The sequence below is a fragment of the Mesorhizobium sp. 113-3-3 genome, assembly GCF_016756495.1.
GTDB lineage: Bacteria > Pseudomonadota > Alphaproteobacteria > Rhizobiales > Rhizobiaceae > Mesorhizobium.
The window spans coordinates 53100-76589 of sequence record NZ_AP023245.1 but is presented as its reverse complement, the minus strand read 5'-3'; the positions used below and the strand labels follow the sequence as shown (position 1 = coordinate 76589).

The following is a 23490-nucleotide window of genomic DNA, read 5'->3' as shown; positions in this document are numbered from 1 at the left end:
CGGTGCCATGCCGATCTTCATCGACCGCCGCCTGAATCCGAAGGACAAGAGTCTTGGCAATCGCCAGCGCTTTCTCAGACGAGCGCGCGAAGAGCTCAAGCGCAGCATCCGCGACAAGGTCCGCACCGGCAGCATCGCCGAACTCGACCGTGAGCATGCGGTGCCAATCCCTCGCAAAGGCACCGGCGAACCGACCTTCGGCGACGACAGGGAAAGCGGCAGGCGTCACCACATCCTGCCCGGCAACCGGACATTCAGCTCTGGTGATATTATCCCCAAGCCGGGCGGCGGCCGCGGAGGCGGGGGCTACGGATCGGGCTCGGGAACCGCCGCATCCGAAGACGACTTTCGTTTCGTGCTGTCGCGCGAGGAAGTGCTCGACCTTTTCTTCGAGGATCTCGAGCTTCCCGATCTGGTCAAGCTCAACCTCAAGCAGGTACTGAGCGTCAAGCCGCGACGGGCAGGTTTCACGTCAGGCGGGGCGCCGACCAACATAAATGTCGGACGCACGATGCGAAACAGCCACGGGCGGCGCATCGCGCTCAGGCGCCCCAAGCAGGCGGAGCTGGACGCAATCGCCCACCAGATTGCCGAGCTGGAAGCTCAGCCGGCAAGCGCCCCAGCGCGCGAAAGGATCGCCGCCTTGCGCGAGGCGCTTGACCGGCTCGAGCGCCGGCGCAAGCGAATTGCCTATGTCGATCCGGTGGACATCCGTTTCAATCGCTTCGATCCCCAGCCTTTGCCCAATGCGAACGCCGTCATGTTCTGCCTGATGGACGTCTCGGGATCGATGGGAGAGCGCGAGAAGGATCTGGCCAAACGCTTCTTTGTGCTACTGCACCTTTTCCTGACACGGCGCTATGAACGCATCGACATTGTCTTCATTCGTCACACCCATTTGGCCAAGGAAGTGGACGAACATACCTTCTTCTACCGCACGGAAAGCGGCGGCACCGTCGTCTCCACCGCCCTTGAGGAAATGCACCGCATCATCGAGCAGCGCTATCCGGTGTCCGAATGGAACATCTATGCCGCCCAGGCCTCCGATGGCGACAACTTCGCCGGCGACTCCGAGCGTTGCATAGAGCTGCTCGACCGCAAGCTCATGCGGCTTTGCCAATATTTCGCCTATGTGGAAATCATCGACGAACGGGAAAGCCACATTTTCGGCGCGACCGAGAACGGGACATCGCTTTGGCGCGCCTATAACGCCATCGACGGCAAATGGCCAAACTTCCAGATGAGGCGCATTGCCGCCCCGGCCGACATTTATCCGGTTTTCCGCCAGCTGTTCGCCAGGCAGCCTGGTCTACGCAAGAGCGCGTGAGGGACTTCGGCAATGGTCAGTGAGGCGTGCACGTCCGAACTGCTGTTTTCCGGGTCGGACTGGAATTTTGCGAAACTGTCGCGAGTGTACGAGGAGATCGAGGCGCTCGGCCTCGAAGAGCTTGGTCTCGACATCTATCCTGTGCAGATGGAGGTCATCTCTTCTGAACAGATGCTCGACGCCTATTCATCTCTGGGCATGCCGTTGATGTATCGGCATTGGTCGTTCGGCAAACGTTTCCTCTACGACGAACTTCTCTACCGCAAGGGCGCTCGCGGCTTGGCCTACGAAATGGTCATCAATTCCAATCCATGCATCGTCTACTTGATGGAAGAGAACACCATGGCCCTGCAAGCCCTGGTGACCGCGCACGCAGCATTGGGCCACAATCATTTCTTCAAGAACAATCATCTCTTCCGCCAATGGACGGATGCCGGCGGCATCCTCAGCTATCTGGATTTTGCCAAGAGCTACATAGCGCGATGTGAGGAACGGCATGGCCTGACCCCTGTGGAGGCGATCCTGGATTCCGCCCACGCGCTGATGGAGCAAGGCGTCTTCCGTTACCGGCGGCCGCCGAAGCTGTCATCGGAACAGCAGCGCGAGGGGCTGCACGAACGCCTCGAATACGAGGAGCGTTCATTCAACGATCTCTGGAGAACGCTGCCGCCCTCGCCGGGAAAGAGCAAGCAGGACGCCACCGACCAAATCCTTGCAGAGCGGAAGAAGTCGCTCAAACTTCCGGAGGAAAACCTGCTCTATTTCCTCGAGAAGAACAGCCTCGTCCTTGAGCCTTGGCAGCGCGAAATCATCCGGATCGTGCGGATCATTGCGCAGTATTTTTATCCGCAGCGGCAAACCCAGGTGATGAACGAAGGCTGCGCCACTTTCGTGCATTACACGCTCATGAACACGCTTTTCGACCGTTGCCGCATCAGCGAGGGCGCCATGCTTGAGATGCTGCGCAACCACACGAACGTGATCTTCCAGCCGGCCTATGACGACCCCTGCTATTCCGGCATCAATCCCTATGCGCTTGGTCTGGACATGATGCAGGATATCCGGCGCATCTCCACCGCGCCGACTGCAGAGGACCGAGACTGGTTCCCAGACATAGCCGGCCGCGGCGACTGGCGCGATACCTTGCTCGATGCCTGGGCCAACCATCGCGACGAATCCTTCGTCCGCCAATATCTGAGCCCGGCTCTGATCCGGAAGTGGCGGCTATTCATGCTGGCCGACAACGCCGACGAGCCGCACTACGAAGTCGCGTCGATCCACAACGAGCGTGGCTATGCCAAGATAAGGTCAGCGCTTGCTCAAAGATACGACGTTGGAGCGAGCCGGCCCGACATCCAGGTGATTGACGTCGATCTCCTGGGCGATCGGCGTCTGAGGCTTCAGCACACGGTGAAGAATGGTCTCATGCTCGAGGGCGGAAGCCGCGACGCGACCTTGCGCCATATCCGAAACCTTTGGGGCTACGAGGTCAGCATGGTGGCAGTGGATGCTGAAACCGGTGCGATGCTCGGCGAACGCTCGACAAAGGAAGTTTGAGATCGCAGCCCTCCACTTGTGAGCGGAGCGTTTTTGCGTTGCGACCAAAGAAACAGTCCATAAATGAGGCCACAACGATTGCCCGCGCTGGAGCCGGTCAAGCCTGTGCTTCCGGCTCCAGTGGCTCATGCCGGCCCTCATACTGCCGAGTTCCGCCGATTTAGCGTGTCGCGGTCGATAACCCAGACGCCACGCGCTCCCTTGCGCTTGAGAAAACAACGAAAGCGAATACCAGCACGGCGGCAGCCACGATCAGTGAACCTACGGCGACGACGGGCTCGATTGCCGTATAGCCTTGGTGAAGCATCAGATACAGAGCTGGCAGCATTACCACCAATCCGACGTTGTAGAGGCCGTAGTGGATCATGGCGGTTCTCCGCGCTGCCTTTGCCGGATTAAGAGCGTAGTAGCCGCCAAAGATTGCGCTTGTGACCCATCCGAGCAGATTGATGTGTGCGTGCGCAGGAAATGCACCGTGGTCGCCCGAAATTGCCATCTGCAAGCCGGCGCCGATCCCCAGAATGAGCCATACGATAGCTGTTTTAAAGAAAAGATCTGAAACCTTGGGCATGACACTTCCTCCCAGAATGCCGATTTCAACAAGCTGATATTAGGTGTTACTGAAAAAGCAATGCAATCGAAATCCAAGCCCCTTCCACAAAACCACGAAGGCCGGAAACTGGTATGAGTGCCACCCGAGATGGTCGAATTCACCTGACCGCGGTCATCTACGAAGCAGCGCTCGGGTGAGTACAGGCCGGCGAGCCTTGCCGGCACCTGACAGAGCACACGCAACCCAAGGCTGCCAAGAGGCGCCACGAAACGTGGGACGTATGGACAGCGGCAAATGAAAAAGGCGCTAGGAAGCTGGCAAAGGCCAGGATGAAAAGCCCGGCGCGGGGGAGGGCCGGGCTTTTCGTCGAGCGTCGCACTACTCAAAACTGGCCTGCGAAGTCGTACAAACTATATTAGAATTTATGAATAATAAGTTTCCGAGTTTCTGCGTCGGCAGCACCCGGCGCTTCGTTTAGGATTCCTGCAAAATCAGCATTCCAACGCGTCGCGCGCGCGCAGCAGCTCAACCATCATTGTTCCGGCCGCACCCGAGTTGGGCGCGGGCCTGGTCAGTCGAAAACGGACCGCGCCCAATTCCGCGTGCGACCGGCCCTACGCATGGCGGAGTCTATCCACTTGCTTCCCGGCCAGACATCTCTCGACGAGAATCCGGAAGAAAACGTGCGGCAAGCTATCTAATACGGGAGGGATCACAGGCTTGAGCGGCCCGGGGTCCCACCCACCCTCGTGCTTGCTCAATGCTGGCCATGCGTGATCGCGCTGAAGCTTGTGACCGATCTGTTGGCGTGGGCTTAGTTGAAGCCAGACGACGTAGGGTTGCCCTCCTTGGCGCACGTCAAATGGCCACACGATTGGCAGCCCGCAATTTGAGAGCGTGCGGAGCAGCATCGATGTCACGGTCTATTCTGTCAGATTTACACCCTTGGCAGCTAAGCTCGCTATGGCGTGGATCAAATTGCGCTAAATGAGCCTGCCATGGTAACCAATCCTGTCGAGGGAGGCGGAGTGCATTGCGAGGTATGATAGCCACCTGCATGACATTCTAAGGATCCGGGGCTGGTTTCGGCCCAACGCTTCCGATTGACACCCGAGCAAACCGCGCCGACGCCCTATCAATACAGAGTGCGCTACGAGAGCGAGCCGAACAATCTGGCGGAGACTATCCGCACTCGGAACCTCTCAGCCGCCGCCGTCTACACCGCTGCTTCCACCCGCTTGGCTAAAGACAACTGTACCGTCAGGTTTGCGAACTTCCACCGCCACGACGCCGTCATCCTGCTGTCGAGCGGCGAAGGACGCCCGGGCATGCTCCCTGGCCTCTTTCTCTGCATCGAAGGGCGTCATTTCAACTACGCCCTGCTTGCCGTACCAAATCACTGTGTAGACCATTGATACAACGCTCCCAGTCCGCCGCACGCCAAACTATGCGCCCAGTCGCTGGGCCCGGTCTATAGCGGGCCGCTGTTCGTTGGGATCCGTTCTGCTCTGACCGAGTCGGGGACGAAGCCCTCGCATCCGATCGCCCGGTCGTTCTCGAGGTCAAAACCGATCAGAAGGGCCGCCACTTCCGCGCACTTCACTTTGAGCAGATCAGGAATCTGACCTAGTCCTCGCCAAGGACGGCGCCGAAGAGATGGGCGGTCATCCGTGGAACCGTCCGACAGGTGCCAAGTTCTATGTTGCCGGGGCAAGACTGAATGGTCGGCGATTGGACGTCGGCCCGTCCACGAACGAGGTCGCGACGCGCCAGTGAAGCGGGGCCGAGCGCGGCCCTCGGCTACGCGAGCGAGGCGGAAATGACATCAAAGACCCGTACGCCAACCATCCGACCATATGAGGGACCCGCTGGCGGCTGGGGGTCGGCAAAATCCGTCGCAGCGATTATCGCGAGAGAGCATGTTCCCTTGCGGGATCCAAAGCTACTTTCGATCCAGAACAAGCCTGAAGGGTATATGTGCGTCAGCTGTGCCTGGGCAAAGCCTGCTCGGCCACATCCGCTTGAGTTCTGCGAGAACGGCGCCAAGGCTACGGCGTGGGAGACGACGTCGCGTCGAGCCGGTCCGGCATTCTTTGCCAACCACACGCTGAGCGAACTGGAGACCTGGTCCGATCATGACCTTGAAGAACAAGGCCGCTTGACGCACCCCATGCGCTGGGATGCGGGGAGCGACAAATACGTTCCGATTGCCTGGTCTGATGCCTTTGATGAGATTGGGAGAGAGTTGCGCTCCCTCGATCCTAATCAGGTTGATCTCTACACATCCGGCCGTGCTTCGCTCGAGACCAGCTACATGTACCAGCTGTTCGCACGCATGTACGGCAGCAACAATCTGCCTGACAGCTCCAACATGTGTCACGAGAGTTCGTCCGTGGCGCTCCCGGAAAGCATCGGTTCATCCGTCGGGACGGCGATCCTGTCCGATTTCGAGAACACCGACTGTATTTTCTACATCGCGCAGAACGTTGGAACCTCGTCGCCTCGGATGCTTCATGATCTCCAGGACGCAGTGAATCGGGGCGTCAAGGTCGTCACCTTCAACCTGCTGCGCGAACGGGGGTTGGAGCGCTTTATCAATCCGCAGTCGCCACAGATGCTGACCGGGAAAGAGACAAAGATCTCGTCGGAATATTATCAGGTGAGGAACGGCGGCGATATCGCGGCACTGTTCGGGGTATGCAAGGCGCTGATTGAAGCTGACGACGCCCTCAAGGCATCAGGCGCAAGCCGCGTGGCGGGGCAGGACGGGAAGCCGAAGGACCAGGACAATGCGGCGATGGTCGCCTTTGCGGCCTCGATGGCCTCGGCAGACAACAAGTACGTGCTCGATCACGATTTTATCCAGGAACACACTACTGGCTTTGAGGAATTTGCTCAGGCCGCGCGAGCCCATCAGTGGGACGAACTCGAACGCGTCTCGGGGCTGAGCCGCGCGGAGATGATGCAGGCTGCTAGCACCTATGCGAACGCCAGCGCCGTGATGATGATTTACGGCATGGGCCTGACGCAGCACCTCATGGGTGTCGAGAACGTTCACATGGTCTGCAACCTGGCGCTGCTGCGCGGGAATATCGGCAAGCCCGGAGCAAATATCTGCGCCGTCCGGGGCCATTCCAACGTGCAGGGCCAGCGCACCGTCGGGATCACCGAAAAACCCGGTCTGGCGCCGCTGGACAAGCTTTCCCAGCTCTACGGCTTTGAGCCGCCGACATGGACCGGCCGCTCGACGGTCGAAACCTGCGAAGCAATAATCAACGGCCAGTGCCGCGCGTTCATCAGCCTGGGCGGGAACTTCCTGAAAGCCATACCTGATACGGCCGCCATGGAAGAGGGATGGCGCAAGATGCATTTGAGTGTTCAGATCGCGACAAAGCTCAATCGCAGCCATGTTCTGCACGGGGAGGTCGCTTATCTGCTGCCGTGCCTGGGCCGCATTGAAGTCGACCAGCAGGCAAGCGGTCCCCAGGCGGTGTCGATTGAAAGTTCCATTGCTCATTTCCATGGCTCTCGCGGCAAGGCAAAACCGGCCAGCTCCGAGCTTCTTTCCGAACCTGCCATCGTTGCTGGCATCGCGAAGGCTACGCTCGGAGAAACGAAGGTTCCGTGGGACGCCTGGGTCGGGAACTATGGGCAGATACGAGACGCCATCGAGCGCACTTACCCAGAGACGTTCAAGGACTTCAACAAGCGGCTTTTTCAACCTGGCGGATTTGCCAGGCCGTTGCCCGCGCGAGAACGCAAGTGGGTGACGAAAACGGGAAAGGCCAACTTCATCACGCCGCACAGATTGTTTCCCGAGTTCTCGACTTCGGGGAGAGCCGACGTCCTGCATCTTTCGACACTGCGATCCAACGACCAGTTCAACACCACGATCTACGGATACAGCGATCGATTTCGTGGCGTTGAAGGCACCCGTCGGGTCGTGTTCATGAACGGCGAGGATATTAGCCGGCTGGGCTTCGTCGATGGCGAGTACATCGATGTGACGACGGCGATCGACGATAGCAACATTCGTAAAGTCACTGGCCTGAGGATCGTGCAGTACAACATTCCTAGGGGATGCTGTGCGGCGTATTACCCCGAGGCAAACCCGCTATTCCCTTTGGCTCACCATGACCCGAAGGCAAAAACACCTTCCTATAAACTTCTGCCTGTGCGCCTTACCCGATCGAGCTTTAATCCCGATGGCTAACCAACTTATGGGCTGAGGGCCCCTTGATAGACACAAGAAACCCACACTGGGCATTCGTGGCGGCGGCGTTTCTGCTGATCGGTGTTGGGGCCTGGTTGGGCTGGATTCGGCAGGCCAGGGAGCTTCGCACGGATCCCCCCGTTGCGGCCGATCTCGATCAATTCCGCCTCATGCCCAATGCGATTAGCGGAACACCGCCACAGAGTTATTTTGCGCAGGGCAAGCTTTATGAAACGGACGCCTATAATCTGAGCCAGGGCAAGCGCCTTTACGCTTGGTTCGGGTGCTCGACATGCCATGGAGATGGGCGCGGCGGTGTCGGCCCCTCCTTCCTTGACGGCTGGTGGCTGTATGGTCCTGAAATGGTCTCCATCGTCGCCTCGGTCCGTGATGGCCGCCCGCATGGCATGCCCGCCTTTCACGACCGCATGACCATCGAGCAGATCTGGCAGCTCGCGGGTTATGTCCAGACGATCGGCTCCTATACGCCGAAGACAGCGGCGCCTAGCCGCAACGATGACAAGCAGACCCGCCCAGCCGAGAACCGCAGCCCTGCGAAGATTCTCTTCGATGAGGGCCCGGTGGGTGTCCATCCAGATCAGGGACCTTCGCCGTGAGAGCCCCTCGCATTGGTGTGTTGTCGACTGGTATTCTGGTGTCAGGCTGCAGTGGTAGCCAGTCTGCGCTTAACCCCTACGGGGCTCCCGCCATTCATGTCGAGCATCTGATCGTCGGGATAGTTGTGCTGTCCGGAGCGATCTGGTTGCTGGTAATGGTCATGCTTGCCCTGGCGCTCAGGCGGGGGCGTCGGGCCGAGGCGGAAGGCCAGACATCGGAAGGTCGGCTCACGATGACGGTCTCGGCCGCAGTCGCGGTGACGGTGGCCACTATCGCCGGCATGACAATTGCCAGCTTCTACACCACCCGCAGCGTCGGCCTCCCGCAAAGTGCTGCCGTGACGATCACCGTGAGAGCACAGCAATGGTGGTGGCAGGTCATCTACACCGGTTCCGACGGCACTTCCACCTTCCAGACCGCCAACGAAATCCATATCCCCGTCGGTCAAGATGTCCGGCTTCAGCTTGAAAGCGCGGACGTCGTCCATTCGTTCTGGGTTCCCAGCCTGGCCGGGAAGCAGGATCTCGTTCCGGGTCGCCCAAACGATTTGCTGCTTCGGGCGGAAAAGCGTGGCGTCTATCGCGGCCAATGCGCCGAATTCTGCGGTCTGCAGCATAGCCATATGGCGGTTATGGTCATTGCGGAGGCTCCGTCCGATTACGCGCGCTGGATCACATCGCAGCGCGCCAATGCGATGATGCCGGCCGATCCCGATGCCGCCTCCGGGCAGGCGACCTTTCTGGCAAAGCCCTGCGCGGCCTGCCATACGATCCGAGGAACGCTAGCCACCGGTACGACGGGACCCGACCTGACGCATATCGGGAGTCGTCAGACAATCGCTGCCGGATTGGTGGAGACCACGCGCGGTTCGCTGGCGGCCTGGATTGCCGATCCGCAGACGCTGAAGCCGGGGAACAATATGCCGATGGTCCCGCTGACGAGCATCGAGCTCCAGAATATCTCCGCCTATATGGACAGTCTCAAATGAGTGCAGCATCGGATCGCGAAGGCGTTCGGGACACCGGGATGGAAGCCGGCGAACTCGATCGTCGACTTGGCGCGACCTGGTCAACGCCCCCTGGCCTTTGGGGCGCCCTATCGACAGTCGATCATAAGATTATCGGCCGCCGCTACATCGTCACGGCGTTTGTCTTCCTGGCGCTTGGCGGAGTGCTGTCTTTGCTGATGCGGCTGCAGCTGGCGCAACCCGAAGCCCGGTTCATCGGGCCCGATCGCTACAACCAGATTTTCACCATGCACGGCTCGAACATGATGTTCCTGTTCGCCGTGCCCGTCATGCAGGCGATGGCCATCTACCTCGTGCCCTTGATGGTGGGGACCCGACACATCGCATTCCCGCGCCTCAACGCGTTCTCCTACTGGATGTACCTTGCCGGCGGCCTGCTGTTGTGGATCGCCTTCGCCGTTGATACCGGTCCGGACGTTGGGTGGTTCGCCTACGTACCGCTGTCGGGGCCCCAATATGCGGCCGGGAAGCGTGCCGACATATGGGCCCAGATGATCACCTTTACCGAGGTTTCCGCTCTCGCCATCGCCGTCGAAATCGTCGTCACCGTATTCAAGCAACGCGCCCCGGGCATGTCGCTGGACAGGATTCCGCTGTTCGTCTGGTCGATGCTGGTCACGTCCTTCCTGGTCATCCTCGCCATGCCGGCGATCATGATCGCCAGCACCAGCCTGATCCTCGATCGGCTCGTGGGGACGCATTTCTTCAACCCTGCCGAAGGCGGTGACGTGCTGCTGTGGCAGCATCTGTTTTGGTTCTTCGGCCACCCTGAGGTCTATATCATCTTCCTGCCGGCGGTGGGCATGGTCTCGAGCATCGTCGCCACATTCACACAGCGGCCGGTGTTCGGTTATCTGGCCATGGTGATGGCCTTGATCGCGACGGGCGTTCTGGCCTTCGGGCTGTGGGTCCATCATATGTTCGTGGCCGGCCTTCCGCGGCTGGGCGAAAGCTTCTTTACCGCCTCAAGCATGGCGATCGCCGTTCCCGCAGGCCTGCAGATCTTCTGCTGGCTGGCGACGATCTGGGCCGGACGGCCAATCTTCAAGGCGCCGTTTTTGTTCGTCATCGGGTTCATCGTCGTCTTCGTCATTGGTGGACTGACCGGCGTGATGGTGGCGTCGGTTCCGTTCGATACCCAGGTTCACGACACCTATTTCGTCGTCGCGCATTTCCACTACGTCCTGGTCGGTGGCGCCGTGTTCCCCTTGCTGGGCGCGGTCTATTACTGGTTTCCGAAACTGACGGGCCGAATGATGAGCGAGTCGCTTGGCCGCTGGTCGTTTGGGCTCATCTTCTCGGGTTTCAATCTGACTTTCTTCCCAATGCACATTCTCGGCCTGCAAGGCATGCCGCGGCGCATCTACACCTATCAGCCGGAGATGCCGTGGGCCGGCCTGAACATGTTCATCAGTCTCAGCGGGATCATTCTGGCCGCCGGTTTCCTGCTGTTCTTCATCGACGCCATACGCAGCGCCAGATCAGGTCCCATCGCACCAGCCAATCCGTGGGGCGCCTCGACGCTGGAGTGGGCGACCTCTTCGCCACCGCCGTCCTATAATTTTGCGCGGCTCCCGGTGGTCGAAAGCCTAGAGCCCTTGTCGGACAGAGCGGATCCACTTGGATTCGTCGAGGGTCTGCACACGGACCGACGCGAAGTGCTTATCACCAGTGTCGTGGAAGCGCGTGCGGAAGCGCGTGAATCATCTGTCGGGAATTCGATTTGGCCGCTCCTGGCGGCGCTCGCTACGTCAGCAATGCTGATTTGGTCGATCTTTACCCCATGGGCCGTGGTCTGGGGCTCCATACCGATTGCAATAGCACTCATTGGCTGGTTCTGGCCAAAGGGCGACCCGGAGGACGAGTCATGAAGCATGGTGTCGTTCTTGACGTGGCAAAGCTTCCCGCGCATGGCCTTGGCACCGCCAGCCTGTCTTGGTGGGGAACGCTCGCCTTCATGCTCATCGAAGGCACCGGTTTTGTCCTCTCGATCGTGATTTATCTCTATCTGATGAGCCTGGCACCGCGGTGGCCGCTCGATACGGCCCCGCCTGATCTGCTTGCAGGAACGACCCTGACAGTCGTTCTGCTTGTAAGCCTCATACCAAATGTCTTTGTCACGCGCTGGGCGCGCACCCAAGACTTACGGAAAGTCCGAATTGGCCTCATTGTCATGTCGCTGTTAGGCGTCTTGCCGCTCATCCTACGTGTTTTCGAGTTTCCCGCCATGCACATCAAGTGGGATCAAAACGCCTATGGATCGATTGTATGGGTGATGCTCGGCCTCCATACGACACACATCCTGACCGACCTGGGTGAGACTGTCGTGCTGGCGAGCCTGATGTTCACGCGCCATGGCGACAATGCACGGCGGTTTGGCGATGTGGACGACAATGCGATGTACTGGAACTTTGTGGTGCTGACGTGGTTGCCGATGTACGTCTGCCTTTATTGGGTTCCACGAGTTTGACCAGACGCTGGCTGCGATACATGGGGTTGGTCGTGCCGCCTGTCGCTTGGGCGGTCACCACCCAACTTGGACAAATCACGCCCTACATGGATTGCCGTCAGAATTTTCCGTGGACGGTTGCTTTTTGTGCGGCGCTTCTAGCAGCCTCCATCGCTGGTGTCGTCGCATCACGCACGAGCTCCGCCGGATTGGCGAGATCCGAGCGATTTATCACCGACGCGGGTTTCCTGATCGCGCTGGCATTTGTGCTGGCGTTGTCGTTGCAGGGGGCGGCTACGATGCTGCTGGATCCGTGCCAACGCTGATCCGCACGCTTGTCTTCTTGATCATCGCCAGCCCGGCTATGGCGCATGGGAACGAGGCGCACGGTTCGACTTACCCTTGGACATTTGACCCGTGGATCGTCGTGCCGCTAGCTGTGATTGTCATACTGTTCATCGTGGGCGTCATAAGGTTGACCTGGCGGCTCACGAGACCGGGCATGATGACGATCCGCGTCCTGCCGTACTGCGGCGGCATGCTGGCATTGGCAGGGGCGCTGCTTTCGCCGCTTCATTGGCTTGGCGAACACCTCTTTGCCTTCCATATGATCGAGCACGAGATTGTCATGGCCGTGTCGGCCCCCTTGATCGTGCTGGCGCGGCCGGCGGGTATCCTGCTTTGGGGATTGCCCGGAAAAACGCGTCACGCCGCTGGCTCGGTGATGCGTATGGCCGTTGTCCGCAGGGCATGGGACTGGTGGACTGGCGCCACCAACGCGACCATCATTCACGGCGGCGCCATCTGGGTATGGCACGTGCCCGTCCTGTTCGACGCCGCCGTGACCGACACCTCCCTCCACCGCCTCCAGCATCTGAGCTTTTTCGCCACGGCGATACTGTTTTGGTGGGCAATGGTCTGGCGAAGTGATTATGGCGCCTCGGCATGGCATTTGTTCCTGACCCTGATCCACACCAGCATCCTGGGCGTCTTGTTGGCCCTTGCCCCGCGCGTGCTCTATGTCGCGCAGACCCAAACCGCGACGGACTGGGGACTAACGCCGCTGGAGGACCAGCAATTGGCGGGCATGATCATGTGGGTGCCCGCAGGCGCGGTCTATGCGGCCGCGGCAATGACCATGCTGGCGCTCTGGATCCGGCACTCGGGCGGAAGAAAGACGCAAAATGTCTAGCTCGGTGGTCTCTGGTCCCGGTCGAGCAGCCTTAATGGCCGGCCTTCTCGTGGCCTCAGCTGCGTTCGTCACGGCCAACATCGCGCGTGACAATCATACCCGAGCCGCGACCGCGAAAACGATGACCGGTGGCGATCCCGACCGCGCACCGGCAATCTTTCGGCGCTACGGTTGTTCCGGATGTCACGCGATTTCCGGAATCCCGGGGGCCGACGGCCAGACCGGCGGTCCGCTCACCGGATTATCAAAGCGCGTCTACATTGCCGGCGTGTTGGAAAACCGTTCCGACAACCTTGTCGCCTGGATCGTTTCGCCGAGTAGCTTTTCCCCCCGGACGGCGATGCCGTCCACCGGTATCTCCGAACAGGAAGCACGAGACCTTGCAGCCTATCTCTATGCGCAATGATCTACGGACCAGGCGTTGCAATCGCAGGAAGCGCCTTGACGTAGCGCGCGATCGCCTGGCGGTCGCTATCAGGCAGCATCGCAGCGTTCGTTACCACATCGGCCATGGATGATCCCACGCGTCCGTGATTTGGCGTCTCGCCCGTCTTTAGCATCGTTGCGATGTCCGCCTCGTCCCAGCTGCGCAATCTCTGCTGAGTTATGTTGGGCACGAACCCCGTCCCCTGCGGATCGACGCCACCTGCGAAAAGGGTGCCGGACTTGATCGCTCCGAACGCGTTGCGGCTCGAGTGGCACTCTGCGCAGTGCGATACCGTTTCAACAAGATAGGCCCCGCGATCACGCGTTGATTTTCCGCCGGTGTCTGCGGCGGATTGCCCTTGCCGAAAGAACAGAAGTTTCCAGAACCCGATTGACCGGCGGACCATAAACAGAATTTTGGGATCGTGGGGCGGCGGCCGGCCCGAGACCGCCGGAAGCGTACTCAGGTAAGCATACAAATCCTTTATGTCCGCAACCGTCATTCCCGTAAAGCTCGTATAGGGAAAGGAGGGATAGTAATGCTCGCCGCTTGGCGAGACGCCCCCGACAAGTGCATTCGCCAAGTCGGTCGCGGTCCATCTCCCTATACCGTCGACCGGATCTGGAGAAATGTTTGGCGGCCGGAAGGTGCCGAATGGCGAGCCAAGTGCCATCCCGCCGCCGAGCTTCAGCCGGTCCGATTGCCCCGGTGTCGCATGACACGAAGCGCAATCGCCTGCCGCGAAAACGAGCTTGCCAAGCGAGGCGTCGCCTGTGCCTTGAAACTGCGGGTCGTCTTGAGAAAAAGGAGGGCGGACTTTCGATAGATACCACGCAGCCACGGCAAGCGCGGCCCCTGCAAGCAGTAAGGCAATAAAAGCGCCTTTACGTGAACCGCCCAGCATGATGCTCCCACGTCCGGGTCTTGATTGCACGGCACTTTCCCCGTGACCGCGGAAAGTCCTGTGTCCCCCAAACAGATGAATCTGATGACTGCGCGCAGATCCAAACGTGGGTTTGAGGCTTTAGTTCCTCTCGCGCCGGTGCTGAATCAAAGGTGGTCGTCAGAGGTCCGTTGACCGCCGAAATGGATAACGGTCCCGAATCCAGTCATTAAAAAAGCGGCCTTTCGCGAAGGCGCTTCGGAATGCGGCGTAGACCTCGAAGGGAACTCCCTCATAGTCATAGCGCTTGCCGCTCGCGACAAACCAGACGGAGAGAACTTCGCTCTCGGAATCGTATTCACTCTTGCGGATCGACGTCGAAGGCATGGCGTCGACCTGGACGAGCGCCATTGGCATGTAGCGGATGATGACTTTATCCTGCCGGAATCTTCGTTCGAGTGCCGCACGGCGCTCGAGCCAATCCGCCAGATCGACTTCCTCCGTCATCACCTCGAAGATAACGATCTCGTCGCTGTCGGATTGCGCGCCTTGCCGCCACAGACCCTCCGCAGGAGCCTGAAGATAGGCCGTGACGCCTTCAAATCGGCTCGCCAGTTCCTCCTTGACCCGATCGAAATCTTTCCGCGCGAAAGGCTGGCCGGCCTTATCGGTGAGGGGGAGGAGGATTTGGAAAAGGTGCATGCTCCATACTCGCTGACCGGGGTTAACGATAGCGAGCCTACCGCGTTCCCTTTTGTTGAAGGTCTGCTACCCCTGGCCCTGCCCAGTCCGCGCGCGTTCGTCGAATGGGTCGACGCCTTCTCGACCTTATGCGCGCCCAGCCACGGTGCTGCCAACGGACTCCGCGTTGGCAGCCGCAGCGGCTGGCAATGAAAGCGCCGGCGATGAGGGAGAGTGCACCGATAAGACAAACGGTTGCGTCGGAGTTGGTGCCGCGTCGAGTACGGCAGTGCCGTTGCGTCCGCCTAGCACCGGCCCGTAAGTGCGTGGCGAATGAGTGCCCCAGCGCCGGTTTCAATGAGATGGCGCTGCACCCCAACCGTCGGGCCGGGCAAGCGCCTCAATGAGCTCCGCAAAACGCCATCGGCTCGACCGGCAGCGGCGCGTCAGGGGACGAGACGGCGACGAAGAAGCAGATCAGCCAGGATACGGGTCGGCAGCGCAACGCTGCCTGAGTTTCGCACGGACCTCAAAGCTGCGATTTGCCTCCCGAGCGTCCGGGAGGCACGATTGCGGAGAAACGGAGATGACAGGCTTTATTAACTTTCCAGACACGGGCTGTCGGGACGCTCCGACACTCCAGCGGCCCGATGAAATCCTCAACGATCCGGCAATGAGCCGTGCGGAGAAGCGGGCGCTGCTGGGGTCGTGGGCATCCGAAGCGCGCGGTTCGTGGCCGGCCATCGATGCGTGAGTCGGAAGACGGCTCGCGCTTCGGAGTGGATGAGATTCTCCAAGCGCTCGAGGCGCTGGATGGGCCAACCACCGGCCGGCAGGCACCAGGTCCGTCGCGAAGGCAGGCCGGCGTAGCGGTAGATTGTTTCCCGCATTGGGCTCGCATCACGCGCCATCGCCGGCGCGATGACGATGACGACCCGCCGCCTTGTCCTGCCTTTGCAGCCGTTCCGCCGAGAACTGGCAGTGGCGGGGCCTTTGCTCATCCCGAGCCCGCGCTGGCGTAACGCCAGCGCGGGCGTGCCAATTCGGGGAACATGTCGCCACTCCGAACATTCCTGCTTCTAGGCCGATGTGGTCCGTGCTCCGAGGGCATCGAATGGCGAGCGACAAACTAACAACATACAAGGCCAAGCGCGATTTCAAGAAAACGCAGGAGCCGAGCGGTCAAGGTTCGGTCATGCCATCCAACCGCCGCCGTTTCGTCATTCAGAAACATGACGCGACGCGGTTGCATTACGATCTGCGACTAGAGCTCGGCGGCGTTTTCAAATCCTGGGCCGTGACGCGCGGCCCCTCTCTCGATCCTCATGACAAGAGGCTCGCCGTCGAGGTTGAAGATCATCCGCTCGATTACGGGGACTTCGAAGGCACCATTCCAAAAGGCCAGTATGGCGGCGGCACAGTCATGCTGTGGGACCGCGGCTATTGGGAGCCCGAGGGAAAGATGAGCCCCGAGCAGGCTCTGGCGAATGGCGACTTCAAGTTCACGCTGGAAGGGGAACGGCTGCATGGCGGTTTCGTGCTGGTGCGGATGGCTAACGACCGCGAACGCGACAAGCGCAACAATTGGCTGCTGATCAAACATCGCGACGAATATGCCGTGGAGACAAAAGGCGCTGCAATCCTCGACAAGAATGACACCTCTGTCGCGTCTGGACGAAAGATGGAGGCAATTGCTGCCGGCAGGGGCCGCGGCCCGAAACCCTTCATGCTGAAGGGCGGCAAGGCGGAGGCAGATGCTGTGTGGGACAGTCGTACAGGCCTTGCGGCGCAGGAGCGGAAAACAAACATCCGTGCAAAGAGGAAGAAGCACGGGACTGTCACTGCGGTCGATCTGCCCGACTTCATCGAGCCACAGCTCTGCCAGACGCTGGCGCGGCCGCCCGCTGAACGCGGATGGCTGCACGAGATCAAGTTCGACGGCTATCGCATCCAGATGCGCGTCCTGGGCGGGGAAGCGACCTTGAAAACCCGCAAGGGTCTCGACTGGACGGCCAGGTATCCGGCCATTGCCCGAGCCGCCGGCAAGCTGCCCGATGCGATTATCGACGGCGAGATCTGCGCGCTCGACGAAAACGGCGCCCCGGACTTCGCCGCCCTCCAGGCAGCGCTGGCAGAGGGCAAGACCGATGGGCTTGTCTACTTCGCCTTCGACCTGCTGTTCGAAGGCTTTGAGGATTTGCGTGTCTTGCCACTGAGTAAGCGCAAGGCGCGATTGCATCGGTTTCTGACCGACACGGTTCAGGATGATCGGATTCGCTTCGTTGAGCATTTCGAAACTGGCGGCGAGGCAGTGCTTCGCTCGGCCTGTCGGCTGTCCCTCGAAGGCATCGTGTCGAAGCGCGCCGACGCACCCTACGTTTCCGGCCGCACCGAGACGTGGGCGAAGTCAAAGTGTCGTGCGGGCCATGAGGTCGTCATCGGCGGCTATGCCACAACGAATGGCAAATTCCGGTCGCTTCTGGTGGGCGTCAATCGCGGCGATCACTTCGTCTATGTCGGCCGCGTGGGCACAGGCTATGGCGCAGCCAAGGTCGGGGACCTGCTGCCGAGGTTGAAAGCTGTTGCGACCCGGGAATCACCCTTCGCCGGCATCGGCGCGCCGAAAACAGAACCCGGCGTGATCTGGTTGAAGCCGGAGTTGGTCGCCGAGATCGAGTTCGCCGGCTGGACGTCCGACGGGCTGGTGCGCCAAGCCGCCTTCAAGGGTTTGCGGGAGGACAAACCAGCGCAAGATGTGGGAGCCGACAAGCCTGCCTCGCCGGAGAGGACTGAGGTGCCCCAGCCGGGTGAGCCGACCTCAGCAAAACCTTCCCGCCAAGGCGGAAGGGCCAATGTCATGGGTGTGCTGGTCTCAAACCCGGACAAGCCTCTGTGGCCCGATGCCAATGACGGCACGCCGGTGACCAAGGAAGATCTCGCCCGCTATTACGATGCCGTAGGTCCCTGGCTGATCGAGCACATCCGCGGACGTCCATGCTCAATCATCCGCGCGCCGGATGGTCTCGGCGGCGAGCAGTTCTTTCAGCGACATGCGATGCCGGGAACATCAAATCTTCTCGAATTGGTCAAAGTATTCGGCGACAAGAAGCCTTACCTGCAGATCGACCGTGTGGAGGGCCTCGCCGCCGTCGCCCAGATCGGGGCGCTGGAATTGCATCCCTGGAATTGCGAGCTACAGCAGCCGGAGGTGCCGGGCCGTCTCGTCTTCGATCTTGATCCAGGTCCCGACGTCCCGTTCAAGACGGTTGTCGAGGCGGCCAAGGAAATGCGCGCGCGCCTCGACGATCTTGGGCTCGTCAGCTTCTGCAAGACGACCGGCGGGAAAGGGCTTCACGTCGTCACCCCCTTGGCGGTCGCCAAGCGCAGCAAGCTCACCTGGCCGGAGGCAAAAGGTTTTGCCCATGATGTCTGCCTGCAGATGGCGCGGGACAATCCCGCCCTCTACCTCACCAAGATGGCGAAGAACCAGCGCATCGGCCGCATCTTCCTCGACTATCTGCGCAACGATCGCATGGCTACCGCCGTGGCTCCGCTGTCCCCGCGAGCGAGACCTGGCGCGACCGTCTCCATGCCGCTCACCTGGTCACAAGTCAAAACCGATCTCGATCCGAAGCGTTTCACCTTGCGTACCGTCCCGGCGCTGCTGAAGAAGAGCACGGCGTGGAAAGACTATGGCGAGGGTCATCGCCTGCTCGAACCATCGATCAGGCGCCTGGCGCGATCGATGCGACGGGCGGCCTGACGCGCGCTTTCTAGCGCTTGCCGGGACGATTCTGCGCCTCGACAGACTTACGCAGCGCATCCATGATATTTATGACGTTGTTCGGCGTCGCCTTCGGCTCGGAGGCCTTCGCCTTGGCCGGGCGCTTTATCTTCTTCCGCTTCGCTTCGATGATTTCCACCAGCTTATCCTGCACCGGGTCGGAGACCAGCTTGCTATCCCAATGACGGGTCTGCTTCTTGATGAACTGCTGGATGAGGGGCATCATCTCAGGATCGGTCTTGTCCCCATCGATCCCCTCGAAATAGGCGTCCTCCTCCCTGACCTCGTCGCCATAGCGCAGCGTCCACAGCACAATGCCCTTGCCGCGGGGTTCCAGCATCACCGCGCGCTCGCGTCGCGTGATCACCAACCTGGAGATGCCAACCATGTCTTCCGCCGCCATGGCGTCGCGGATGACCGAGAAAGCTTCCTGGCCAACCGGATCGTTTGGCGAGAGGTAATACGGGGTATCGAGCCATATCCATTCGATGGAATCGCGCGGCGAGAAGACATCGATATCGATCGTCCTGGTGCTGTCGAGGGCGACGCTCTCCAATTCCTCGTCTTCGAGAATGATATACTCGTTCTCACCACGCTGATATCCCTTGACCTCGTCCTCCTCCTGGACCTCCTTGCCCGTGACGGCATCGACGTAGTGGCTGACCACGCGGTTGTTGGTCACGCGGTTGAGCGTATGAAAACGGACCTTTTCGCTCTCCGAAGTCGCCGGCGTCATCTGCACCGGGCAGGTGACCAACGACAGCTTCAGATATCCTTTCCAATAGGGTCGTACGGCCATGATGGTCTCCGATCAGGCCGCGCGTCTGGAACCGGCCGCGCGCTTGGGCTGCTTTCGGTTGCGGTCAGCCTTGGCGGCAACAGCGCGCTTCGGCTTTTGGGTGGGTACCAATCCGGCGCTCTCGCGCAAGGTTTCCAATAGATCGCTGGGCTTCGAAGGCGCGGGCGCCTTTTTCTTGGGCAGCGGCTTGCCTTCCATCTTTGCCTTTACGAGCTCGGCGACCGCTGCATCGTAGCGGTCGCCGAAGGTCTTGGCGTCAAACGAGCCTTTCTTGGTGTTGATGATATGCTTGGCAAGGTCGAGCATTTCACCCTCGATCTTGATCTCCGGAATATCCGCGAAAGCTTCCTTCGCCGAGCGCACCTCGTAGTCGAAGTTCAGCGTGGTGCCGATCAGGCCGTTGCCATGCGGGCGGATCAGCACCGTGCGCAGCCGCCGGAACAGGACGGTCCGGGCCAGCGCCGCGACTTTCGCTTGTCGCATGCCGTCGCGCAGCAGCTTGAATGCGTCGGCGCCCATCCGGTCGGGTGCGAGATAATACGGCTTGTCGAAATAGACGTCGTCAATCTCTACGCAGGGCACGAAGGCGTCGATCTTAAGCGTCTTGTCGCTGTCGGGGACCGCGGCCGCGACTTCCTCGGGTTCGAGGACGACGTAGTCGCCGTTCTCCATCTCGTACCCCTTTACCTGATCATCGCGCTCGACTGGATCGCCAGTCTCGCTGTCGACAAACTCCCGGCGGACGCGGTTGCCAGTAGCGCGGTTGAGCGTGTGGAAGGCGATGCGCTCGGACGACGACGCGGCGGTATAGAGCGCCACCGCGCAGGCAACGTCGCCGAATTTAATGTACCCCTTCCAGTTCGCTCGTGCTGCAACCATGACACTCACACTCCGGCACAACCTGTGCGAGTCATTAAGCTGCTGGCGGCCGATATGGTTCCAGAATCGAAAAGAATCTGGATCCGATGCGTTGACGGCGTTGGATAGGATCGCGAGGCGTCCCCGGCAAGACGCTCGACAAGCGCATGGCGGCGCCTGGTGCGGTCGCGAAGGCGTTTCAGTCCGGCTGATGTTGGCGGGGACGGGGATGAACTGGAGGCCAGGCCGCTGCCTTCAGCAGCGTCCCGATCGCTTGAGCCGAGACAGGTTTGCTGTAGTGGTAGCCTTGCATCTCATCACAGTTGTTCTTGAGCAGGAAGGCCACCTGCTGGTCGGTTTCGACGCCCTCGGCGATAACCCTCATGTTCAGCTTTTGCCCCAACGAAATCACGGCGCTGACAACGGCCTGGTCGTTTTCGTCTTCAGCCACGTTGTCGATGAAGGATTTGTCGATCTTCAGTCGGGCCACCGGAAACGTCTTGAGTGCGCTGAGGCTGGAATAGCCTGTGCCGAAATCATCGATCGAGATCTGGACGCCCAGTTCCTGCAGTTCGTTCATCGTTGCGACCGCAAGCTCAATGTCCTGCATGATGAGGCTTTCAGTCACCTCCAGTTCGAGATATCTAGCCTCCAGCCCACTGTCCCTGAGCGCATTGACCACGCGGCCGACCAGGTTCCTTTCCCTGAATTGCCGTGCCGACACATTTACACAGATAGTCACCCGGGGCAGACCGGCATCCTGCCAAGCCTTGTTCTGTCGACAGGCCTCATGCAAAACCCAGTCGCCGATCGCCACGATCAGACCTGTTTCCTCGGCGGTCGGAATGAACGTCATCGGCGCCACGACGCCTTGGGTGGGGTGGGTCCAGCGGATCAACGCTTCTACCGCGATTACGCGCCTTGACCGGAGATCGATCTGCGGTTGATAGAGAAGGGTGAATTCCGAACGCACCAGAGCGTTTCGCAACTCCCCTTGGAGAACGAATTTTTCATGAGCCCTCGAATTGAATTCGGGAGTGTAGAACTGGAAATTGTCGCGGCCGAATTCCTTCGCCCGATACATGGCCGCGTCGGCATTGGCGAGCAGTGTTTGCGGGTTTGCCCCATCCTTGGGGTAGTTTGCAATGCCGATGCTGGCCGTCGTCCTAAGGCAATGCTCTGCAATATGGATCGGCGCGGCAATCGCTTCCCGGATCGTCTGCAAGGACTCCGAGATGAGATCGACATTCGTAGGCTGGTCGAACAGCACGATGACAAATTCATCGCCGCCAAGCCGCACAACCGTGTCGGTAGCTTTTAGGCACTCCACCATACGGCTGGCGAGTGTCTTCAGGAGTTCGTCTCCGGCATTGTGGCCGAGCGTGTCATTGACGAGCTTGAAATTGTCCAGATCGACAAACACCACCGCGACCCAGCGGTCGTATCGCTGCGCGTACAGGATCGCTTGCGATAGCCGGTCCTCAAGCAAAGCGCGATTGGGAAGTCGTGTCAGGGCATCGTGATTTGCCAGAAAGTGGATCTGATCTTCAGCCAGTTTGCGCTCGATTGCGATCCCGGCGATACGGGTCGTGAACTCAATCAGGCGGGTCTCGGCCTCGACTGGCTCGCGTACCGTCATCGAATACATCGCAAAGACCCCCAAAACGTCACCTTGATGCGAGAGGATCGGGGTGGACCAGCACGAACGATAGCCGTAGGGGGTCACCAGTTCGCGGTAGTCCTCCCAGAGTGGATCCTGCATGATGTCGGTGACGATGACGGGCTCGCGCCGATAAACGGCCGTTCCGCAAGAACCGACCTTGGGTCCGACGGTGATTCCGTCGATGAGAGCGGTATATTCTTTCGCCAGACTTGGCGCCGCGCCATGCCGTAAGTGAGCGCCGTCCTTGTCGAGCAGCAAGACGGAACCGAATATTCCCGTCAATTGGGATTGAACGAGGCGCATGAGATGATCGAGCACCTTCTCGAGCGGCGCGCTCATCGCGATCATTTCCAGGATCCGCGCTTGCTCGTCGCGCAGGACATCCTCTTGCTTGCGCGCCGTGATGTCGTGGGCGATGCCGACCAGACCGATCAGCTCATTCTTGACATTGCGCAACGGCACTTTCGTCGACGAGAGCCATTTTACAGCGCCTGAGGCATCGATGACAAACTCTTCTTCGTCGATCATCGGTCGTCCACTGCTAAGGACGTTCTGCTCGACGAGGCGAAATTTCTGGGCAAGTTCAGGAGCATGCAGGTCGAAATCGGTCAAGCCGATCATGTCACTGGTCTTGTCCCGGCCACTGTCAAGGGCAAGAGCCCTGTTGGCAACGATGAAGCGACTTTCGGTATCCTTGACCCACAGATAGTCAGGTACCCAATCGATCAGCGTTTGCAGCGAGATGCGCTCGTCGGCGATCTGCCGGCTGGCGGCAAGCTCCGTGATGTCCTCATGCGTGGAGACCCACCCGCCGCCGGGCATAGGCTGATGGCAGACCTTGATGGTTCGACCGTCAGAGAGTTTGGCCGTCCAGACCCTCGAAGTGGTGCCCGAATTGACAGACCGGGCCAGCGCCAGATAGGCGTCGGCCGCCATGGATGATGTCCCGGCAGCAAGACGTCGTTCGACAAGTTCACTTAATGTCAGGCCCGGTTGTAGTTGCTCAATACGGTAGATTTCCCCATAGCGACGATTCGACAAGATGAGCCGCTCGTCACTGTCAAAAAAACAAATTCCTTGCGAAATGTTGTTGATCGCCGTCTCGTAACGCAGCGCCTGCGCCTCAAGATCTTTGATTGTGGCCTGAAGCTCCCGCTCCAGAGTTTCATAGGAGCGGGCGGCGAGTTTTGCCAGTGCCACCATACCTGTCGATTCGGACGTCGCGGCTGGGCTCTTGGACAATTTCCTGACCAATCAGTTCCTCCGCCGGTCGTGGTTTGGATCAGTGCGCAAAGATAGATTGGATCGCCCACCAAAGTGGCAAAGATTATGCCTAATGTACTAATCGTGAATGAATCGATGTCGCCTAGAATTAGCTCGCCCACTACTAGTTATTGAGACCTTGAGTCACGATTCGGCAGCGCACAATGAATCCGGTGAAGTGGAGGGCGAGAATCTT

The 23490-nt window shown here is 59.9% G+C and carries 18 protein-coding genes; 11 read left to right on the top strand and 7 right to left on the bottom strand.

Annotated elements, in window-relative coordinates; all coding sequences use genetic code 11:
* Nucleotides 1-7 precede the first annotated feature (7 nt).
* Entirely contained in the window at nucleotides 8-1327 is a 1320-nt protein-coding gene (locus tag JG746_RS36075; protein ID WP_199200778.1) for a YeaH/YhbH family protein, read from the top strand.
* 12 nt (nucleotides 1328-1339) lie between these two features.
* Complete coding sequence (locus tag JG746_RS36070) at nucleotides 1340-2884, top strand: SpoVR family protein (RefSeq protein ID WP_199200777.1); 1545 nt, start codon at nucleotides 1340-1342, stop codon at nucleotides 2882-2884.
* 160 nt (nucleotides 2885-3044) lie between these two features.
* Here JG746_RS36070 and JG746_RS36065 read toward each other — a convergent pair whose 3' ends face one another.
* Both JG746_RS36065 and JG746_RS36060 read right to left on the bottom strand, forming a co-directional pair.
* A complete protein-coding gene (locus JG746_RS36065; RefSeq protein ID WP_199200776.1) occupies nucleotides 3045-3455 on the bottom strand; it encodes a hypothetical protein in 411 nt (136 codons plus the stop codon).
* A 1184-nt stretch (nucleotides 3456-4639) separates the two neighbouring features.
* Nucleotides 4640-4849: a hypothetical protein gene (locus tag JG746_RS36060; protein ID WP_199200775.1), complete on the bottom strand. Its 210-nt coding sequence runs from the start codon at nucleotides 4847-4849 to the stop codon at nucleotides 4640-4642.
* A gap of 407 nt (nucleotides 4850-5256) precedes the next feature.
* Here JG746_RS36060 and JG746_RS36055 point away from each other — a divergent pair, with 407 nt between their 5' ends.
* From JG746_RS36055 to JG746_RS36020, 8 genes are read left to right on the top strand one after another with little or no spacing between them, the layout of a single operon-like run.
* Nucleotides 5257-7650 carry an FdhF/YdeP family oxidoreductase gene (locus JG746_RS36055; protein ID WP_199200774.1) on the top strand — a complete coding sequence of 798 codons (2394 nt, stop codon included), beginning with the start codon at nucleotides 5257-5259 and terminating at the stop codon, nucleotides 7648-7650.
* A gap of 23 nt (nucleotides 7651-7673) precedes the next feature.
* Complete coding sequence (locus JG746_RS36050) at nucleotides 7674-8267, top strand: c-type cytochrome (RefSeq protein ID WP_446721251.1); 594 nt, start codon at nucleotides 7674-7676, stop codon at nucleotides 8265-8267.
* The gene (gene coxB, locus JG746_RS36045) at nucleotides 8264-9256 is read left to right on the top strand and encodes a cytochrome c oxidase subunit II (RefSeq protein ID WP_199200772.1); all 993 of its coding nucleotides are present in this window, start codon (nucleotides 8264-8266) and stop codon (nucleotides 9254-9256) included. Before JG746_RS36050 ends, coxB begins: the two co-directional genes overlap by 4 nt.
* A 38-nt stretch (nucleotides 9257-9294) precedes the next feature.
* On the top strand, nucleotides 9295-11166 hold the full coding sequence (ctaD, locus tag JG746_RS36040) for a cytochrome c oxidase subunit I (protein WP_199200830.1): 1872 nt from the start codon (nucleotides 9295-9297) through the stop codon (nucleotides 11164-11166).
* Complete coding sequence (locus tag JG746_RS36035; RefSeq protein WP_199200771.1) at nucleotides 11163-11765, top strand: cytochrome c oxidase subunit 3; 603 nt, start codon at nucleotides 11163-11165, stop codon at nucleotides 11763-11765. Before ctaD ends, JG746_RS36035 begins: the two co-directional genes overlap by 4 nt.
* Before the next feature lie 20 nt (nucleotides 11766-11785).
* Nucleotides 11786-12070, top strand: a complete 285-nt coding sequence (locus tag JG746_RS36030; RefSeq protein ID WP_202359594.1) for a hypothetical protein — start codon at nucleotides 11786-11788, stop codon at nucleotides 12068-12070.
* Nucleotides 12058-12936 (top strand): cytochrome c oxidase assembly protein, encoded by an 879-nt coding sequence (locus tag JG746_RS36025; RefSeq protein ID WP_446721250.1) that lies wholly within the window; start codon nucleotides 12058-12060, stop codon nucleotides 12934-12936. Before JG746_RS36030 ends, JG746_RS36025 begins: the two co-directional genes overlap by 13 nt.
* Before the next feature lie 34 nt (nucleotides 12937-12970).
* The gene (locus tag JG746_RS36020; protein WP_199200770.1) at nucleotides 12971-13342 is read left to right on the top strand and encodes a c-type cytochrome; all 372 of its coding nucleotides are present in this window, start codon (nucleotides 12971-12973) and stop codon (nucleotides 13340-13342) included.
* 1 nt (nucleotide 13343) lies between these two features.
* On the opposite strand, the gene JG746_RS36015 is transcribed toward JG746_RS36020, so the two are convergent.
* On the bottom strand, nucleotides 13344-14267 hold the full coding sequence (locus tag JG746_RS36015) for a c-type cytochrome (RefSeq protein ID WP_199200828.1): 924 nt from the start codon (nucleotides 14265-14267) through the stop codon (nucleotides 13344-13346).
* Nucleotides 14268-14426: 159 nt separating this feature from the next.
* Nucleotides 14427-14948: a KTSC domain-containing protein gene (locus tag JG746_RS37510; protein WP_244731089.1), complete on the bottom strand. Its 522-nt coding sequence runs from the start codon at nucleotides 14946-14948 to the stop codon at nucleotides 14427-14429.
* A 1093-nt stretch (nucleotides 14949-16041) separates the two neighbouring features.
* Between JG746_RS37510 and ligD the strand changes: the two genes are divergently transcribed.
* A complete protein-coding gene (ligD, locus tag JG746_RS36000; protein ID WP_199200768.1) occupies nucleotides 16042-18690 on the top strand; it encodes a DNA ligase D in 2649 nt (882 codons plus the stop codon).
* Between the two features lie 10 nt (nucleotides 18691-18700).
* Here the strand turns inward: ligD and ku (JG746_RS35995) are convergent, their stop codons facing one another.
* The 3 genes from ku (JG746_RS35995) to JG746_RS35985 all read right to left on the bottom strand — a co-directional run bounded on the left by ku (JG746_RS35995) (nucleotide 18701) and on the right by JG746_RS35985 (nucleotide 23234).
* Complete coding sequence (gene ku / locus JG746_RS35995; RefSeq protein WP_199200767.1) at nucleotides 18701-19510, bottom strand: non-homologous end joining protein Ku; 810 nt, start codon at nucleotides 19508-19510, stop codon at nucleotides 18701-18703.
* Nucleotides 19511-19522: 12 nt separating this feature from the next.
* The gene (ku, locus tag JG746_RS35990) at nucleotides 19523-20389 is read right to left on the bottom strand and encodes a non-homologous end joining protein Ku (RefSeq protein ID WP_199200766.1); all 867 of its coding nucleotides are present in this window, start codon (nucleotides 20387-20389) and stop codon (nucleotides 19523-19525) included.
* 178 nt (nucleotides 20390-20567) lie between these two features.
* Nucleotides 20568-23234: an EAL domain-containing protein gene (locus JG746_RS35985; protein WP_199200765.1), complete on the bottom strand. Its 2667-nt coding sequence runs from the start codon at nucleotides 23232-23234 to the stop codon at nucleotides 20568-20570.
* Nucleotides 23235-23490 lie beyond the last annotated feature (256 nt).

Excerpts from the sequence above, each read along its gene's own strand:
- JG746_RS36075 (WP_199200778.1), top strand. The coding sequence starts at position 8 with ATGCCGATCTTCATCGACCGCCGCCTGAATCCGAAGGACAAGAGTCTT.
- JG746_RS36070 (WP_199200777.1), top strand. The coding sequence starts at position 1,340 with ATGGTCAGTGAGGCGTGCACGTCCGAACTGCTGTTTTCCGGGTCGGAC.
- JG746_RS36065 (WP_199200776.1), bottom strand. The coding sequence starts at position 3,455 with ATGCCCAAGGTTTCAGATCTTTTCTTTAAAACAGCTATCGTATGGCTC.
- JG746_RS36060 (WP_199200775.1), bottom strand. The coding sequence starts at position 4,849 with ATGGTCTACACAGTGATTTGGTACGGCAAGCAGGGCGTAGTTGAAATG.
- JG746_RS36055 (WP_199200774.1), top strand. The coding sequence starts at position 5,257 with ATGACATCAAAGACCCGTACGCCAACCATCCGACCATATGAGGGACCC.
- ctaD (WP_199200830.1), top strand. The coding sequence starts at position 9,295 with ATGGAAGCCGGCGAACTCGATCGTCGACTTGGCGCGACCTGGTCAACG.
- JG746_RS36035 (WP_199200771.1), top strand. The coding sequence starts at position 11,163 with ATGAAGCATGGTGTCGTTCTTGACGTGGCAAAGCTTCCCGCGCATGGC.
- JG746_RS36030 (WP_202359594.1), top strand. The coding sequence starts at position 11,786 with ATGGGGTTGGTCGTGCCGCCTGTCGCTTGGGCGGTCACCACCCAACTT.
- JG746_RS36020 (WP_199200770.1), top strand. The coding sequence starts at position 12,971 with ATGGCCGGCCTTCTCGTGGCCTCAGCTGCGTTCGTCACGGCCAACATC.
- JG746_RS36015 (WP_199200828.1), bottom strand. The coding sequence starts at position 14,267 with ATGCTGGGCGGTTCACGTAAAGGCGCTTTTATTGCCTTACTGCTTGCA.
- JG746_RS37510 (WP_244731089.1), bottom strand. The coding sequence starts at position 14,948 with ATGCACCTTTTCCAAATCCTCCTCCCCCTCACCGATAAGGCCGGCCAG.
- ligD (WP_199200768.1), top strand. The coding sequence starts at position 16,042 with ATGGCGAGCGACAAACTAACAACATACAAGGCCAAGCGCGATTTCAAG.
- ku (WP_199200767.1), bottom strand. The coding sequence starts at position 19,510 with ATGGCCGTACGACCCTATTGGAAAGGATATCTGAAGCTGTCGTTGGTC.
- ku (WP_199200766.1), bottom strand. The coding sequence starts at position 20,389 with ATGGTTGCAGCACGAGCGAACTGGAAGGGGTACATTAAATTCGGCGAC.
- JG746_RS35985 (WP_199200765.1), bottom strand. The coding sequence starts at position 23,234 with ATGGTGGCACTGGCAAAACTCGCCGCCCGCTCCTATGAAACTCTGGAG.